The 15,967-nt window shown below is 73.1% G+C and carries 15 protein-coding genes; 11 read left to right on the top strand and 4 right to left on the bottom strand.

The features are described 5' to 3' along the window. The first annotated feature begins 197 nt into the window (after positions 1 to 197). Together ACIP4Y_RS19300 and ACIP4Y_RS19295 are read left to right on the top strand one after the other, a co-directional pair. On the top strand, positions 198 to 578 hold the full coding sequence (locus ACIP4Y_RS19300; protein ID WP_358639425.1) for an STAS domain-containing protein: 381 nt from the start codon (positions 198 to 200) through the stop codon (positions 576 to 578). A gap of 148 nt (positions 579 to 726) precedes the next feature. After that, positions 727 to 1,239, top strand: coding sequence for an EF-hand domain-containing protein (locus ACIP4Y_RS19295; RefSeq protein ID WP_401394693.1), 513 nt, complete (start codon positions 727 to 729; stop codon positions 1,237 to 1,239). Here ACIP4Y_RS19295 and ACIP4Y_RS19290 read toward each other — a convergent pair. After that, the gene (locus ACIP4Y_RS19290; RefSeq protein ID WP_401394690.1) at positions 1,223 to 2,734 is read right to left on the bottom strand and encodes a class I adenylate-forming enzyme family protein; all 1,512 of its coding nucleotides are present in this window, start codon (positions 2,732 to 2,734) and stop codon (positions 1,223 to 1,225) included. The genes ACIP4Y_RS19295 and ACIP4Y_RS19290 overlap by 17 nt on opposite strands. A gap of 85 nt (positions 2,735 to 2,819) precedes the next feature. Here ACIP4Y_RS19290 and ACIP4Y_RS19285 point away from each other — a divergent pair, with 85 nt between their 5' ends. The 4 genes from ACIP4Y_RS19285 to ACIP4Y_RS19270 all read left to right on the top strand — a co-directional run bounded on the left by ACIP4Y_RS19285 (position 2,820) and on the right by ACIP4Y_RS19270 (position 7,044). Continuing rightward, on the top strand, positions 2,820 to 4,016 hold the full coding sequence (locus tag ACIP4Y_RS19285) for an amidohydrolase family protein (RefSeq protein WP_401394687.1): 1,197 nt from the start codon (positions 2,820 to 2,822) through the stop codon (positions 4,014 to 4,016). After that, entirely contained in the window at positions 4,016 to 5,149 is a 1,134-nt protein-coding gene (locus tag ACIP4Y_RS19280; RefSeq protein ID WP_401394684.1) for an acyl-CoA dehydrogenase family protein, read from the top strand. The genes ACIP4Y_RS19285 and ACIP4Y_RS19280 overlap by 1 nt, the downstream gene beginning before the upstream one ends. Before the next feature lie 2 nt (positions 5,150 to 5,151). Then, entirely contained in the window at positions 5,152 to 6,018 is an 867-nt protein-coding gene (locus ACIP4Y_RS19275) for an acyl-CoA dehydrogenase family protein (protein WP_401394681.1), read from the top strand. Positions 6,019 to 6,570: 552 nt separating this feature from the next. Further along, positions 6,571 to 7,044 carry an ATP-binding protein gene (locus ACIP4Y_RS19270; protein ID WP_401395206.1) on the top strand — a complete coding sequence of 158 codons (474 nt, stop codon included), beginning with the start codon at positions 6,571 to 6,573 and terminating at the stop codon, positions 7,042 to 7,044. Between the two features lie 273 nt (positions 7,045 to 7,317). Here ACIP4Y_RS19270 and ACIP4Y_RS19265 read toward each other — a convergent pair whose 3' ends face one another. Beyond that, entirely contained in the window at positions 7,318 to 8,244 is a 927-nt protein-coding gene (locus tag ACIP4Y_RS19265) for a cyclase family protein (RefSeq protein WP_401394678.1), read from the bottom strand. 102 nt (positions 8,245 to 8,346) lie between these two features. On the opposite strand from ACIP4Y_RS19265, the gene ACIP4Y_RS19260 reads away from it, so the two are divergent. From ACIP4Y_RS19260 to ACIP4Y_RS19245, 4 genes are all read left to right on the top strand, one after another. Continuing rightward, positions 8,347 to 9,261: an SDR family NAD(P)-dependent oxidoreductase gene (locus tag ACIP4Y_RS19260; protein ID WP_401394675.1), complete on the top strand. Its 915-nt coding sequence runs from the start codon at positions 8,347 to 8,349 to the stop codon at positions 9,259 to 9,261. Between the two features lie 110 nt (positions 9,262 to 9,371). Further along, positions 9,372 to 10,520, top strand: a complete 1,149-nt coding sequence (locus ACIP4Y_RS19255; RefSeq protein WP_401394672.1) for an acyl-CoA dehydrogenase family protein — start codon at positions 9,372 to 9,374, stop codon at positions 10,518 to 10,520. After that, positions 10,520 to 11,569 carry an alcohol dehydrogenase catalytic domain-containing protein gene (locus ACIP4Y_RS19250; RefSeq protein WP_401394669.1) on the top strand — a complete coding sequence of 350 codons (1,050 nt, stop codon included), beginning with the start codon at positions 10,520 to 10,522 and terminating at the stop codon, positions 11,567 to 11,569. The genes ACIP4Y_RS19255 and ACIP4Y_RS19250 overlap by 1 nt, the downstream gene beginning before the upstream one ends. A gap of 123 nt (positions 11,570 to 11,692) precedes the next feature. Beyond that, positions 11,693 to 12,955: an MFS transporter gene (locus tag ACIP4Y_RS19245; protein ID WP_401394666.1), complete on the top strand. Its 1,263-nt coding sequence runs from the start codon at positions 11,693 to 11,695 to the stop codon at positions 12,953 to 12,955. Here the strand turns inward: ACIP4Y_RS19245 and ACIP4Y_RS19240 are convergent. Then, complete coding sequence (locus ACIP4Y_RS19240; RefSeq protein WP_401394663.1) at positions 12,860 to 13,882, bottom strand: GlxA family transcriptional regulator; 1,023 nt, start codon at positions 13,880 to 13,882, stop codon at positions 12,860 to 12,862. The genes ACIP4Y_RS19245 and ACIP4Y_RS19240 overlap by 96 nt on opposite strands. Positions 13,883 to 13,953: 71 nt before the next feature. On the opposite strand from ACIP4Y_RS19240, the gene ACIP4Y_RS19235 reads away from it, so the two are divergent. Further along, positions 13,954 to 15,261: an MFS transporter gene (locus ACIP4Y_RS19235; RefSeq protein ID WP_401394660.1), complete on the top strand. Its 1,308-nt coding sequence runs from the start codon at positions 13,954 to 13,956 to the stop codon at positions 15,259 to 15,261. Between the two features lie 102 nt (positions 15,262 to 15,363). Here ACIP4Y_RS19235 and ACIP4Y_RS19230 read toward each other — a convergent pair whose 3' ends face one another. Then, entirely contained in the window at positions 15,364 to 15,960 is a 597-nt protein-coding gene (locus ACIP4Y_RS19230) for a flavin reductase family protein (protein WP_401394657.1), read from the bottom strand. Between the last annotated feature and the right edge of the window lie 7 nt (positions 15,961 to 15,967).

Genomic DNA, 15,967 nt, shown 5'->3' with positions numbered 1-15,967 from the left:
TTCACACAACCTTCACACCGGACGCGTACATCCCTGATCGAACAGGATCGATAGTGACCGAAACAAGCCCCTTGACGATCACGTGCCGTTTGCCGCATCAAGTTTCAGGGAACGGCCGCTGGGCAGCCGCGCGGAAAGAAACGTAGGAACTGCTTCCGTTTCCGGGCGGTTCCGGGAGATCCGGCGAGCGGAGGGGCATGGCCGTGGCATTCAACGTGACCGGCGTCGAACGGGGCGAGTGGGCCGTGCTCCGGGTGTCCGGGGAACTCGACCTGATGACCTCGCCGGTGCTGCGCCAACGGGTGCACGACGTCGTCGCGGAGGGGCACCACAGCCTCGTCGTGGACCTCTCCGACGTGTTCTTCTGCGACTCCAGCGGGGTCGGCGTCCTCATCGCCGCCCGCCGGCTGATCCGCTCCTGCCAGGGCCGGCTGCGGCTGATCCTGCCGGACCGGGGCGCCGACGACGGCTCGCACGTCAACCGCGTCCTCGGCGCGCTCGGCGTCCGCCGCCTCTTCGACGTCCGCCCCGATGTGGAGTCCGCCGTCGCCGAGGACGCGGACCCGCTGTCGGCCTGAGCACGTTCCCCGGCCCGCCGCCACAGGGTTGTCCCGGAATTCCCCCGGTTTTGGCACAATCGCCGCTTCGCCGACACTTCACCGCCCCCCGCGACGTACGCTCCCACCCGGATCAACCCCCACGTCAACGTAAGGCGGCCCGAAAGACATGGTCAGCACCGAGTACGAGCGCAGGATCGCCGCCCGGTTCGCCACCTTCGACCAGGACGGCAACGGCTACATCGACCGCGAGGACTTCAGCGCCGCGGCCAAGGCCCTGCTCGCCGAGTTCGCCGTGCCCGCCCGCTCCGACAAGGGGCAGGCGCTCTACGCCGGCGCGGAGGCGTTCTGGCAGGGCATGGCCGGCATCGCCGACCGGGACGGCGACCAGCGCATCACCCGCGAGGAGTTCGTCACCGGCGCGGTCAAGCGGCTGCGCGACAACCCCGGCCGTTTCGCCGAGATCGCCCGCCCGTTCCTGCACGCCGCCCTCGCCGTGGCCGACACGGACGCCGACGGCAGCGTCACGGTCACCGACACCGCCCGCGTCCTCCAAGTGCTCCACGTACCGGCCGACACCGCACGGGCAGTGGCCACCACCCTCGACACGGACACCGACGGACACATCACCGAGACCGACCTCGTACCGGCGTTCGCGCGCTATTTCACCGTCCCCGAGTAGCCGAGAACCGCTCCCGCAGCCTGTACTTCAGTACCTTCCGCAGGGTCTCGTTCCGCGGCAGGGCCTCCAGTACCTCCAGCCGTTCCGGCAGTTTGTGCACGGACAGGCCCTGGGTGCGGAGGAACGACACGATGTCCGGCAAGGTCAACACGGGTGTGCCCGGGGGCTGTTCGAGTACTGCGCAGACCAGTTCGCCGCGGTCGGGGTCCGGGAGGCCGATGACGGCCGCGTCGGCGATCGCCGGGTGCGTGGCGAGCAGGTCCTCGATCTCCTTGGCGGAGACGTTCTCGCCCTTGCGGATGATCACGTCCTTGAGGCGGCCGGTGAGCACCAGGTGTCCGGACGGGGTGAGGTGCCCGAGGTCGCCGGTGCGCAGGAAGCCGTCGGCGTCGAAGGCCGCGGCCGTCTGGGCGGGGTCCAGGTAGCCCTGGCAGACGGCCTCCCCGCGCAGCCGTACCTCGCCGTCGACGATCCGGATCTCCATGCCCTCCGGGGGCCGCCCCTCGGTCGTCGCCAGGTTCTCGGGCGTGTCCTCGGGGTCCCCCATCGTGATCATCGGGACCTCGGTCATGCCGTAGCCGTGGGTGAGCTGGACGCCCATCTCGCGGACCACGGCGTGGTACAGCCCGGGCGGCTTGGGGGCGCCGCCGCCCGCGAGGAGCCGCAGGGAGGGGATCACCCTCTCGCCCGGCCGCTTGCGCTGCTCGGCCAGGAACATCGAGTAGAAGGCCGTGGAGCCGCCGGCCACCGTCACCCCGTGCCGCCGGTACTCCGCCAGCGCGTCCGGCAGCGCGAAGTGCTCGAACAGCACCGCCGGGAAGCCGTACAGCAGGAGCATCACCGTGTAGTCGGGGCCGGCTATGTGGGCGTACGGGAAGGCCATGGAGCCGACGTCGGCCGCCGACAGGCGCAGGGCGTGGGCCAGGCAGGAGCCACCCGCGATCAGCGAGCGGTCCGTGTGCAGCACGCCCTTGGGGTCGGAGGTGGTGCCCGAGGTCCAGTAGATCCAGCGGACCGAGGTGCCCTCCGCGGGCGGCGGGGGCAGGACGGACGGGTCGCCGTCGGGGAGGGTGCCGTACGCCTCGAAGACGCCCTTGGCGCCGAGGCGGCGCGCCATCCCGGTGTGGTCGTGGCCGCGCCAGACGCCCGGTACGGCGAAGAACTCCGCCTTCGACTCGCGCAGCGCGAAACCGACCTCCCGGTCCCGGTAGAAGGGGATCACCGGGGACTGCACGGCGCCCAGGCGGGCCAGCGCGAAGGACAGCAGGGCGGTCTCGATGCGGGTGGGCAGCTGCCAGGCGACCACCGTGCCGGGGCGTACGCCCATGCCGTACAGGCCCGCCGCGGCCCGCTCGGCGCCCTCCCGCAGGCCCCCGAAGGTGAGCGTCCGGCCGCCCTGGAGCAGCACCGGAAGGTCGGGGGTGAGCCGGGCCCGCCGGTCGACCAGCTCCCACAGTGTGCGGGCGGAACTCAGGGTGTGCGGGGTCTCGTTCACGCGTGCCCCCTGCTTGGCTGACGACTCGTCAGCTGTCATGCTATCTGACGGACCATCAGATAAGTACCGTCCGGCGGAGGGGACCATGGCGACCGAACTGCCCCGCATCATCAGTGTCGACGACCACGTGATCGAGCCCGCCCACCTCTTCGAGACGTGGCTGCCCGCCAAGTACCGCGACCGGGGGCCCCGGCCGCTGACCGCCGGGATCGGCGAACTGGCCTACGTCGGCGGGAAGTACCAGATCACCATGGACCCGCAGGGTCAGCCCACCGACTGGTGGATCTACGAGGACCTGAAGTTCCCGTACAAACGGAACATCGCCGCCGTCGGCTTCGACCGGGACGAGATGACCCTGGAGGGGATCACGCGGGAGCAGATGCGCCCCGGGTGCTGGGACCCGGCCGAGCGCCTCAAGGACATGGACCTCAACCACGTCGAGGCCTCCCTCTGCTTCCCGACCTTCCCGCGCTTCTGCGGGCAGACCTTCGCCGAGGCCCACGACAAGGAGGTGGCCCTCGCCTGCGTCCGCGCCTACAACGACTGGATGGTGGAGGAGTGGTGCGGGGACAGCGGCGGCCGGCTGATCCCGCTGTGCCTGATCCCGCTGTGGGACGTGGAGCTGGCCGTCGCCGAGATCCGGCGCAACGCCGCGCGCGGGGTGCGGGCCGTCACCTTCTCCGAGATCCCCACCCACCTCGGGCTGCCCTCCATCCACTCCGGCTACTGGGACCCGTTCTTCGCCGTCTGCCAGGAGACCGGCACGGTCGTCAACATGCACATCGGCAGCAGCTCCCAGATGCCCGCCGCCTCCCCCGACGCACCGCCCGCCGTCCAGGCGTCCCTGAGCTTCAACAACGCCATGGCCTCGATGATGGACTACCTCTTCAGCGGGGTCCTGGTGCGCTTCCCGCGGCTCGGACTCGCCTACTCCGAAGGCCAGATGGGCTGGATCCCGTACGCCCTGGAACGCGCCGACGACGTGTGGGAGGAGCACCGCGCCTGGGGCGGGGTCAGGGACCTGATCCCCGAGCCGCCGTCGACGTACTACTACCGGCAGATCTACTGCTGCTTCTTCCGCGACAAGCACGGCATCGCCTCGCTGGACGTGGTGGGCCGTGACAACGCCACCTTCGAGACCGACTACCCGCACGTCGACTCGACCTTCCCGCACACCAAGGAGGTCGCCCTCGACCATGTGAAGGGCCTCGACGACGAGACCGTGTACAAGCTGATGCGGGGCAACGCCATCCGCATGCTCGGCCTGGACCTGGACCGCTAGTGGACCTCTCCTGCACACCCGAGGAGGAGGAGTTCCGGATCCGGCTGCGGGAGTGGCTCGGCACGGTGCTGCCCACCCTGCCGGCCAGGCCGTCCCCGGACGACTGGCCCGGCCGCCGCGCCTACGACCTCGGCTGGCAGCGGATGCTGTACGACGCCGGGTACGCCGACGTGCACTGGGACGCCTCCCCGACGCTCCGGCTGATCTTCCTGGAGGAGACCGAGAAGGCGGGCGCGCCCTATGTGGGCGCCAACTTCGTCGGACTGCTGCACGCCGGACCGACGATCGCCGCCGAGGGCACCGCCGAGCAGCGGGCGCGCTGGCTGCCGCCGATCCTGCGCGGCGAGCAGGTGTGGTGCCAGGGGTTCAGCGAACCGGACGCCGGGTCCGACCTCGCGTCGCTGCGCACGCGCGCGCGGAGGGACGGCGACTGCTACGTGGTGACCGGCTCCAAGATCTGGACCTCGCACGCCGAAGTCGCCGACTGGTGCGAGCTGCTGGTCCGTACCGACCCCGCCGCACCCCGGCACCGGGGCATCACCTGGCTGGCCCTGCCGATGGACGCCGAGGGCGTCACCGTACGGCCGCTGCGCACGCTCGCCGGGCCGGCGGAGTTCGCCGAGGTGTTCCTGGACGAGGTGCGGGTGCCGGTCGCCAACCGGGTGGGGGAGGAGAACGACGGCTGGCGCGTCACCATGGTCACCCTCTCCTTCGAACGCGGCACCGCCTTCGTCGGCGAGGTCGTCGCCTGCCGCCGCGTCCTCGCCGAACTCGCCCGCACGGCACGCGACAACGGGTGCTGGGACGATCCCGCGCTGCGCCGCCGGCTGGGCCGGCTCGACGCGGAGTTCCGGGCGCTGTGGCGGCTGACCCAGTGGAACGTGAGCGCGGCGGAGGCGAGCGGCGGGGTGCCGGGCGTGGGCGGCTCGGTGTTCAAGCTCCGCTACTCGCACGCCCGGCAGGAGCTGTACGACACAGCCGCCGAGGTGCTCGGCCCGGACTGCCTGGACCTGGACCGCCCCTGGGTGCTCGACCGGCTGTCCTCGCTGTCGTACACGATCGCCGCCGGCACCTCGCAGATCCAGCGCACCATCGTGGCCGAGCGGATCCTCGGCCTGCCCAGGGGGAGGTGACCGTGCGCTTCCTACTCACCGACGACCAGGAAGCCCTGCGGGCGGGCATGCGGGAGCTGCTGGGGCGGTGCTTCGGGCGGGAGGCGCTGCGCGCGGCCGTCGACGCGCCCGGCCGGCTCGACCGGGCGCTGTGGCGGACCCTCGGCGAGGCCGGGTTCTTCGCCCTGCGGCTGCCCGAGACGGACGGCGGGGTCGGGCTGGGGCTGCCCGAGGCGGTGCTGGTCTTCGAGGAGGCGGGCCGGGCGCTGCTGCCCGGGCCGCTGGTGGCCACGCACCTCGCGGCCGCGAGCGTGCCCGGCGCGGCACGCGGCGAGACGGTCGTGGCCGCCATCGACGGGGAGCTGGCGGAGTGGCTGGACGCGGCCGACGTCGTACGCGGGGACGTCACCGGTGCGGTACCGCTGCGGTCGGTGGATCCGCTCACCCCGTTGCACCGGGTGCCCGTCGCCGGCCCGCCGGACCCCGTCGCCGTCCTCCTCACCGCCGCCGAACAGCTGGGCACGGCCGGACGGGTGTGCGAGCTGGCCGTGGAACACGCCCGGCGGCGCGAGCAGTTCGGGCGGCCGATCGGCGCCTTCCAGGCCGTCCAGCACCTGTGCGCCGACCTGCTGGTGCGGGCCGAGACCGCCCGGGTCGCCGTCTACGCCGCCGCCGTCACCGCCGACCCCGCCGACATCGCCGCCGCCCGGCTGCTCGCCGACGAGGCCGCCGTGCAGGGGGCGCGCGACTGCCTCCAGGTGCACGGCGGCATGGGTTTCACCTGGGAAGCCGACGTGCATCTGCACCTGAAACGGGCCTGGGTGCGGGCCCGGCGCGCCGGGGGGAGCACACAGGGTGCGGAGCTGCTCGCCGCCGCGCTGGCGGGCTGAACCGCCGACGACGTCCCGGGCCGCGGCACCCGGGAAGCCATGGCCCACGATGTCGCGGATCGTGGCGTACCGGAATCACGGAGCGTTGATACCGGGTTGTGTCCTGCTCGAGACTCGTCACGGCCCGCAGTCGGGGGGTGCTCGGGTACCTTGTGTGGGATGCGAGTGGCTGTGCGTACGAGCCGTGCCGGCGGTCCCCCTGGGACGGTGCCGGGCCGCGCGGTGCGCGCCGCTGCTCGCGGGGCGGTCGCGGTCGTGGCCGCCGCTTGTTCGACTCCCCGGCACGAGCGTCGCACAGTATGCCTCACGCGTACTCCTTCGCGCGGGAATATGCCCGAAGCGCTTGTTGGGGTGACTGTACGTCAACCATGCTGTCTCGCAAGGGAGTCACAGTCCGTGACCCCTGCTCTGGCCGTTGTTCTGGCCATGCAGAAAATGGCTACGATCGTGGCCCTCGTCGTGATCGTCGCCACGGCTGACGCCGTGGCACGCGGTCGGCGTGGGGTCATGTGTCCGCCGGTTCGGATGGTGTGAGCGGTGCAGGTGCTTCAAGTGCAGCTGGAGATCCGGCCCGACCCCGCGGAGGTGGGGCGAGCCAGGAGATGGGCCCGCTCGCGGCTCGCCGGATCGGGGATAACGGCCGACGAGCCGCTGGCCGAGACCCTGATCCTGCTCGTCTCCGAGCTGGTGACCAACGCCGTGGTGCACACCGGCCGGCCGGCCGTGCTGCGGCTGTGCCTGCCGGCCCCGGCCGCCGAGGAGTGCGCGTCGGCCACGGTCCGGGTCGAGGTCGCGGACCGCAGCTCACGCGCCCCCGTGCCCCGTTGCGCCGGCGGTGACGCCACCGGCGGGCGGGGCCTGGCCCTCGTGGACTGCCTGGCCGACCGCTGGGGCTGGAGCCCCGACGGCGCCGGCAAGAGCATCTGGTGCGAGCTGGACCGCTGTTCACCGCCCCGGGAGAGCGCGGCGATGGCGTACGGAGGCGGTCTGTCCGCGTACGAGGGTCTCGCCTTCGAAGCGGTGTAGTCGCCCGGAATGGTGATGCGCCGGGGTGTGCAACCGTGCGCGGGCCCCGCGAGCATGGTGTCGCAACACATCCCCGTACCGGCGTTGACGTCTTCTGGGTGGCTGATCAGGCTTGGGGGCGACGATTCGCCGCGAGGGGACGGCGAGGGCCGCCCGGGGGTTCGGTGGTCCTCGTCGAGGGTGGGTCGCAGCGGGTGGCGGCGCGCACGTGTGTGACGGTGGGGGGAGGCGCGCCGCCAGCCGCGACCGTGCAGTCGTAGTCGCCGTTGCGCTTCAGAGGATCGCCACCGGTGCCACCGGTGTGCCCGTCGCGCCCACGAACGGCTCGGGCATCGCCGACAGCAGGAACGTGTACCGTCCCGTTTCTCCACAGGCTGTGGACAACTCTTCGAGATTCCAGTTCTGGCCCTGCAGCATCCCCATCTCCACCAGATGCAGGGCGTGCACGGGCAGCCACAGATTCTCGATCTCGGGCGGAAATATCTCAAAAGTGAGCGTGTCGTTCGCGACCGCCGCCACATCACGCGCGTGGAACCACTCGGGGCAGCGCACCGACAGCCCCGGCGACGGATAGCCGTACCCGTGCTTGTCCCCGGCCAGATAGACCTGCACTTGTCCGGTCCGTACCAGCACGATGTCACCGGCACGCACGCGCGTACCGGCGAACTCCTCGGCCGCCTCCAGATCCTCCGGCGTCACCGCGTGACCGCCCGCCAGCCGGTCCACCCCGCGCGCGCCTGCCACGTCCAGCAGCATCCCGCGCGAGACGAGGTGGCGCACCTTGTCGATGCCGCCGAACTCCGCGCCGCCGTGCGCGGTGACCGTGTGCGCCGGGCGGCCGTTGTAGAGCTTCCCGGAGTGCGAGACATGGGGCAGCGCGTCCCAGTGGGTCCCGGCCTGCAGGCCCATGGTGACCGCGTCGTCGCTGCACGCCACCGTGCCCGGCCCGAACAGCTCCTGGTTGAGCTGCACCATCGCGTGCAGCGGATTGACCCGGCCCGGAATCATCCCCGTCTGCACGCCGTCCTGCCGGAGGGGGAGCGCGAGCGGGACACGGCGGCCGGTGCGCACCTCGGCGGCGGCCTCCCGCACCACCTCGTCCGTGACCAGGTTCAGGGTGCCGATCTCGTCGTCGGCGCCCCAGCGCCCCCAGTTGTTCACGCGCCCCGCGATCTCGCGGAACTCCGCCGCCAGTGCCATCCGGTGCCTCCCCGGGGCTTGTGCCCGCGCGCATGGCGGGCCATAAAATCTAACGGACCGTCAATCTAACGATCCGTCAGAATTCGCGGGAAGGGGCCGGGCGTGGGGAACTTCTTGGCAGGCAAGGTCATCGCCGTGACGGGTGCCGGGCGTGGCATCGGACGGGCGGTGGCCCTGGCGGCGGCGGCCGAAGGGGCGAAGGTCGTCGTCAACGACTACGGCGTGGCGGTGGACGGCGCCTCGCCCACCAGCGAGGTCGCCGAGGCCGTCGTCAAGGAGATCGAGGCGGCCGGCGGGGAGGCCGTCGCGGTCGCCGACGACATCTCCACCATGGCGGGCGGGCAGCGGGTCGTGGACACGGCGGTGCAGGTCTACGGCCGGATCGACGGGGCCGTGTGCGTGGCGGGCATCCTGCGCGAACGCATGCTGTTCAACATGACCGAGGAGGAGTGGGACCCGGTCGTCGCCACCCACTTGAAGGGCACGTTCACCGTGTTCCGTGCGGCCTCGGCCGTCATGCGCGGGCAACGGTCCGGCACCCTCATCGGCTTCACCAGCGGCAACCACCAGGGCTCCGTCTCGCAGGCCAACTACAGCGCGGCCAAGGGCGGGATCATCTCGCTGGTCCGCAGCGCGGCCCTGGGGCTGCACAAGTACGGGGTGACCGCGAACGCGGTGGCACCGGTGGCCCGTACCCGGATGTCGGCGAACGTGCCGATGGAACTGGCGGAGATCGGCGAGCCGGAGGACGTGGCCGCGCTGGTGGTGTACCTGCTGTCCGAGCGGGCCGCCGCGCAGGGCATCACCGGGCAGGTGTACACGATCGCCGGGCCGAAGATCGCGGTGTGGGCGCAGCCGAGGGAACTCCGCTCCGTTTACGCCGCGGGGTCCTGCTGGACGCCGGAGCGGATCGCCGAGGTTCTGCCGGGGTCGGTGGGGGTGGACCCGATGCGGATGCTCTCCGAGCTGGCGGGGATGGAAGAGGCCGCGCGGCGTGGAGGCCGGCCGAACGCCTGAGAGTCCGGGGCGCGTTGCGTTGGGTGCGGCTGCGGATGCGTTGTGGCTGGTCGCGCAGTTCCCCGCGCCCCTGGGGTGGTTGCCCTGGCCGGCACTGAGAGGAGAACGACGTGGACTTCGGATTCACTGCCGAGGACGAGGACTTCCGTGCCGAAGTCCGCGCGTGGCTGGGTGAGCGCGTCGACGCCTCGATGGAGAGGCGCGCCTGGGAGCGGGCGCTCGGTGCCGCCGGGTGGATCGGGCTCGGGTGGCCGGAGTCGGGGTACGGCAACCGCACCGCCACCCTCACCCAGCAGGTCGTCTGGGCCGAGGAGTACTCCCGGTCGGGGGCGCCCCCGCGCTCCGGGCACATCGGGGAGAACCTGCTGGCGCCCACCCTCCTCGCCCACGGCAGCGAGGAGCAGAAGAGCCGGTTCCTGCCGCCGATCGCCGCCGGCGAGGAGCTGTGGTGCCAGGGCTACAGCGAACCCGGTGCCGGGTCCGATCTGGCCGGGGTGCGGACGGTGGCGGTGCGGGAGGGGGACCACTACCGGATCAGTGGGCAGAAGATCTGGACCTCGCTCGCCCATGAGGCCGACTGGTGCTTCGTGCTGGCCCGGACGGACCCGGACGCGCGGCGGCACCACGGGCTGAGCCTCCTGCTCGTGCCGATGGACCAGCCCGGCCGGATCGAGGTCCGGCCCATCCGGCAGCTGACCGGGACGAGCGAGTTCAACGAGGTCTTCTTCGACGGGGCACGCGCGCGCGTGGAGCACGTCGTCGGCGGCGAGGGCAACGGCTGGCGGGTGGCGATGAGCCTGCTGGGCTTCGAGCGCGGGGTGTCGACGCTGGCCCAGCAGATCGGCTTCGCCCGGGAGCTGGCGGAGGTCCTGGACGCCGCCGTGGCGACCGGGGCCGTGGACGACCCGGTGCTGCGCGCCCGGCTGGTGCGGCAGTGGGCCGAGCTGCGGGTCATGCGCTGGAACGCCCTGCGCACCCTCGGCGGCCCGGCCGGCCCGGGCGCGCCCAGCGTGGCCAAGCTGCTGTGGGCCGCCTGGCACCAGCGGCTGGGCGAGCTGGCGGTCGAGGTCCGGGGCGCGGCGGCGGCCGTGGGGCCCGCGGACTGGTCACCCGGGTCGCCGTACCCGCTCGACCCGGCCCAGCACCTGTTCCTGTTCTCCCGGGCCGACACCATCTACGGCGGCTCGGACCAGATCCAGCGCACGATCATCGCCGAGCGCGTGCTCGGTCTGCCGGCCGAGCCGAAGGGGGCCGTGTGATGCGGGGTGTGGTGTTCGACGGCGGACAGGTCCGGGTGGTCGACGACCTGGCGGTACGGGAGCCCGGGCCGGGCGAGGTACTGGTCGCGATCGCGGCGGCCGGGCTGTGCCACAGCGACCTGTCGGTGGTGGACGGCACCATCCCGTTCCCGGTACCGGTGGTGCTCGGCCATGAGGGCGCCGGGGTCGTGGAGGCCGTGGGCGTGGGCGTCACCCATGTCGCACCCGGTGACCACGTCGCCCTGTCCACGCTCGCCAACTGCGGTACCTGCGCGGAGTGCGACCGGGGACGGCCGACCATGTGCCGGCAGGCGATCGGGCGCCCGGGGAAGCCGTTCACGCGGGGCGTGGAGCCGGTGTACCAGTTCGCCGCGAACTCGGCCTTCGCGGAACGCACGGTCGTCAAGGCCGTGCAGGCGGTACGGATCCCCGAGGACATCCCGCTGTCGTCCGCCGCGCTGATCGGGTGCGGAGTGCTCACCGGGGTCGGCGCGGTGCTGAACCGGGCCCGGGTGGACCGCGGGGACAGTGTGGTCGTCATCGGCACGGGCGGGATCGGGCTGAACGTCCTCCAGGGCGCGCGGCTGGTGGGTGCCCTCCGCATCGTGGCCGTGGACGCCAACCCGGCCAAGGAGGAGGCGGCCCGGCAGTTCGGCGCCACCGACTTCCTGACGTCGGCGGAGGGGGTGCGGGACCTGCTGCCGACGGGGGCCGACCATGTCTTCGAGTGCGTGGGCCGGGTGGAGCTGATCCGCCGGGCCGTCGACCTGCTGGACCGGCGCGGCCAGGCGATCCTGCTCGGCGTGCCCCCGGCCACGGCCGAGGCCTCCTTCCTGGTCTCCTCCCTCTACCTGGACAAGTCGATCCTCGGCTGCCGCTACGGCTCCTCGCGCCCCCAGCGGGACATCGCCCTGTACGCCGAGCTGTACCGCCAAGGGCGCCTGCTCCTGGACGAGTTGGTGACCGCTGCCTACCCGGTGGAGGACTTCGACAAGGCCCGGGCGGAGGCGGAGGCGGGACGGGTGGCGCGGGCGGTGCTCACCTTCTGAGCCACCGTCAGCCGAGCGGATCCCGACCGTTCCGAGCCTCCGTCAGGCGGGGTGGCCGGAAGTTGTCCACAGGCTCGGGACATCGGGTCGGCGGTTGTCGGTGCCGCCCCCTACCGTCGAGGCATGAGCTACCGCGATGTCGTTTCCCGGCGGGTCCTGACCTGGGCCCTGGTGGCCGTCGGCGCCCGGATGCCGGTGGCCATGGCCCCGCTCGCCCTGGTCTTCCTGGTCCGCGAGCGCCCGGGCGGCTACTCCCTGGGCGCGGCCCTGGCCGCCGCCTACGTCATCGGTGAGATCCTCGGCGCTCCCGTGCTCGGCATGCGCCTGGACTCCCGGAGAGCCCGGCCGCACCTGGCCGCCGGACTCGCCGCGGGTGCCGCCGGCTTCGCGGGCCTCGGCGCGTTCCCCGGCGCGCCCGGCGCGATACTCGCCGCGTTCGCGTTCCTCGCCGGGGCGGGTCCCGCCGCGGCGCCCGGCGGGCTGCGTGCGCTGCTCACCTCCCTGGTCCCGGGGCATGCGGCGGCCCAGGCGCTGTCCGTGGAGTCGATGCTCACGTTCGGCGTCTGGGCGGTCTCCCCGGCCACCGTCACCGGCCTCGCCCTCGGTGCCGGCCCCCGCTTTCCGCTGCTGCTCGAAGCCGCCCTGATGGCCGCGTCCGTCGTGGGCCTGTGGCTCCTGCCGGCCGGCTGGGCGGCGGACGAGCAGGGCCAGCGGGACGGGAAGGACGCGTCCAGGCTGCGCGTGCTGGCCCGGGCCTGGCCGGTGTACGTCACGGGCGCGGCCAGCCTGTCCCTGCTGGCCCTCGCCGAACTCGTGCTGCCCGCCCTGCTCGAACAGCGCGGCATCGGGGTCGGCTGGGCGGGCCCGCTGCTGACGGTGATGTCGGTGGCCTCCGCCGCCGGCGCCTTCCTGTACGGCCTGCGGTCCTGGCCGGGGCGGCTCAGGACTCGCAGCGTGGTCCTGATGGCGGGGATGTCCGCAGCGGTGGCCGCGCTCGCCCTGATACCCGGCGCGCCGGGCATCGCGGCGGCGCTGGGCGTGGCCGGGCTGCTCCAGTCCGGTGCGATGCTCACCCGCAACCTGTCCCTGCGCGAGGTGCTCCCGCCGGGAGCGCTGGCCGCCGGTTACTCGGTCATGTACGCGGCCGTCGGCGCCGGTTACGCGGCCACCGGCTCCCTCGCCGGCGCCCTGCTGCCGCTCGCCGCGCCCTCGACGGCGATCCTCGCCGGGGTGGCCCTGACCCTGCTGCTGACGGCGGTCGGCTGGTGGGGCGAGATACGCCTGGCCCGGTCAGCGCGGGGTGCCGGCGCCACCGTGCCGCTCGGCGCCGCCGGTGCGGAAGGTGCGCCGGTAGGCGGTGGGCGTGACCCCGAGCGCCGCCTGTAGGTGCTGGCGCATCGACTGGGCCGTGCCGAAGCCCGACTCCCGGGCCACCTGGTCCATCGACAGGTCGGTGGTCTCCAGCAGGTGCCGGGCGCGCTCCACGCGCTGCTGGGTGAGCCACTGGCCGGGGCTGACGCCGACCTCCTCGCGGAAGCGGCGGGTGAAGGTGCGTACCGACATGGCCTCCCGCTCGGCCAGGTCGCGCAGCTGGATCGGCTCGTGCAGCCGGCCCAGTGCCCAGGCCCGGGCGGCGGTCGTCGTGGCCAGCTGGGGGTCGGGGACCGGACGGTGGATGAACTGGGCCTGGCCGCCGTCGCGGTGGGGCGGTACGACCGTGCGGCGGGCCACGTCGTTGGCGACGGCCGTGCCGAAGTCGCGGCGGACCATGTGCAGGCACAGGTCGATCCCGGCGGCCACGCCGGCCGAGGTCAGCACGTCACCGTCGTCGATGAACAGCACGTCCGGGTCCACCCGGATCTTCGGGAACATCCGCTGGAAGCGTTCGGCGTCGGCCCAGTGCGTGGTCGCCGGGCGGCCGTCCAGGCGGCCGGCGGCGGCGAGCACGTAGACGCCGGTGCAGATGGAGGCGAGCCGGGTGCCGGGGCGGATGCGGGCGAGGGCGGCGGCCAGGTCGTCGGTGAGCCGGCCCTCGTCGTAGAGCGGGCCGAGCTCGTACGACGCCGGGACGATCACCGTGTCGGCGGTGGCCAGCGTCTCGGGGCCGTGGGCGACGTGCACGGCGAAGTCGGCGTCCGTCTCGACCGGGCCGGGCGGCCGTACCGAGCAGGTCACGACCTCGTACAGGTGCTGGCCCCGCGCGTCCCGGGGGCGGCCGAAGATCCGGTGCGGGATGCCCAGTTCGAAGGGCAGCAGGCCGTCCAGGGCGAGGACGGCGACCCGGTGCGGCCGGAATTCCCCTGTGGTGGTCATGGCCCGATCGTAGCGAAGGCTGTCCCCCGGGCCACTCGATGCGCGGGCACAGGTACCCGAGGCTGGATGACGTGACTCAGACAAGACCCGCCGCCGTCCCCGCCCAGGCCCCGCCCGGCCGGCGCCACCGCGTGCACCGCGCCTGGTTCGTCGCCGCCGTCACGTTCGTCACGATCACCGGCGCGGCGGCCTTCCGCTCCCTGCCCGGCCTGCTCATCGACCCGCTGCACCAGGAGTTCGGCTGGTCGCGCGGCACGATCGGCGCGGCCGTCTCCGTCAACCTGGCGCTGTACGGCCTCACCGCGCCGTTCGCCGCCGCGCTGATGGACCGCTTCGGCATCCGCCGCGTGGTCGCCGCCGCGCTCACCGTGATCGCGATCGGCTCGGGCCTGACCGTGTGGATGACGGCGGCCTGGCAGCTGCTGCTCTGCTGGGGTCTGCTGGTGGGACTCGGCACCGGTTCCATGGCGCTGGCCTTCGCCGCGACGGTCACCAACCGCTGGTTCACCGAGCGGCGCGGCCTGGTCAGCGGCATCCTCACCGCGGCCTCCGCCTCCGGCCAGCTGGTCTTCCTGCCGCTGCTGTCCTGGATCGTCGAGCGCCACGACTGGCGGCCCGCCGCGGTCACGGTCGCCCTGGCCGCGTTCGCCGTGGTCCCCTTCGTCTGGCTGCTGCTGCGCGACCACCCGGCCGACGTGGGCGTGGCGCCGTACGGCGCACGTGAGTTCGTCCCCAAGCCGGCGCCCGTCACCGGCGCCGCCCGCCGCACGCTCGGCGTGCTGTCCTCGGCCGTCCGCACGGGCACCTTCTGGCTGCTCGCCGGTACCTTCGCGATCTGCGGTGCGTCCACCAACGGCCTGGTCCAGACCCACTTCGTGCCCGCCGAGCACGACCACGGGATGCCCGTGACGACGGCGGCCTCGCTGCTGGCGGTGATCGGCGTGTTCGACGTCGTCGGCACGATCGCCTCCGGCTGGTTCACCGACCGCTTCGAACCGCGCCGCCTGCTCGCCGTCTACTACGCCCTGCGCGGCCTGTCCCTGCTCTTCCTGCCGATGCTGCTGGGCCCCGCCGTCCACCCGCCGATGCTCTTCTTCATCGTGTTCTACGGCCTGGACTGGGTGGCCACCGTCCCGCCCACGCTGGCCCTGTGCCGCGAGCAGTTCGGCGAGGACAGCGCCATCGTCTTCGGCTGGGTGCTCGCCTCGCACCAGATCGGCGCGGCCCTCGTCGCCTACCTCGGCGGAGCCGCCCGGGACGTCTTCGGCTCCTACGACGTCGTCTGGTACGCCTCCGGCACGCTGTGCGCGGCGGCGGCCCTGATGGCGCTGGTCATCCGGCGCGGCACGCCGGCCGCCCCCGCCCTCGCCGTGTCCTGAACACACGCCCTGGGAAAGGGATCACCCCGAGGAGCACACGGGACCACACCCTGCGCCGCGCCCCCGTCCCCGTGGCGGCCGGCCCGGCGCTGACCGGCGGACTCAGTGGTCCCGGAGCCGCGCGAACCGCCCCCGGTGGAAGAGCAGCGGTTCCGTCGTACCGTCCGCACCGAGGGCGGCCACCCGTCCCACGACGATGAGGTGGTCGCCCCCGGTGTGCACGGCGTGGACGGCGCAGTCGATCCAGGCGGCGGCACCGGCGAGCCGCGGGGACCCGGAGACGGGCGCGGGGTCGTACGCCACCCCCGCGAACTTGTCCGCGCCGCTCACCGCGAAGGCCCGGCACAGCTCGTCCTGGCCGGCGCTCAGCACGTTGACGCAGAAGACACCGGCACGGGCGATGCGCGGCCAGGTCGTGGAGGTCCGGCCCACCAGGAAGCACACGAGGGGCGGTTCGAGGGAGAGGGAGGAGAAGGACTGGCAGGCGAACCCGGCGGGCCCGTCCGCGCCCTCGGCACCGGGCGCGGTGATCACGGTGACCCCGGTGGCGAAGCTCCCGAGCACCCGCCGGAACTCCCCCTGTCCCACGGGCGCCGGCTCGTCCTCCCGGACGCACCGCAACTCCGGCCGCGGCAGCGCCTCGACGGGCCTGGCCCTCAGATACCGGACGGCGGCGGCCGCCGCCCCTGCGTGTCCCATCACGAGT

The organism is Streptomyces sp. NPDC088810 (assembly GCF_044750305.1).
Lineage (GTDB): Bacteria > Actinomycetota > Actinomycetes > Streptomycetales > Streptomycetaceae > Streptomyces.
Note: the sequence above shows the minus strand (reverse complement) of the source record. Positions and strands in the feature narration are given on the sequence as shown.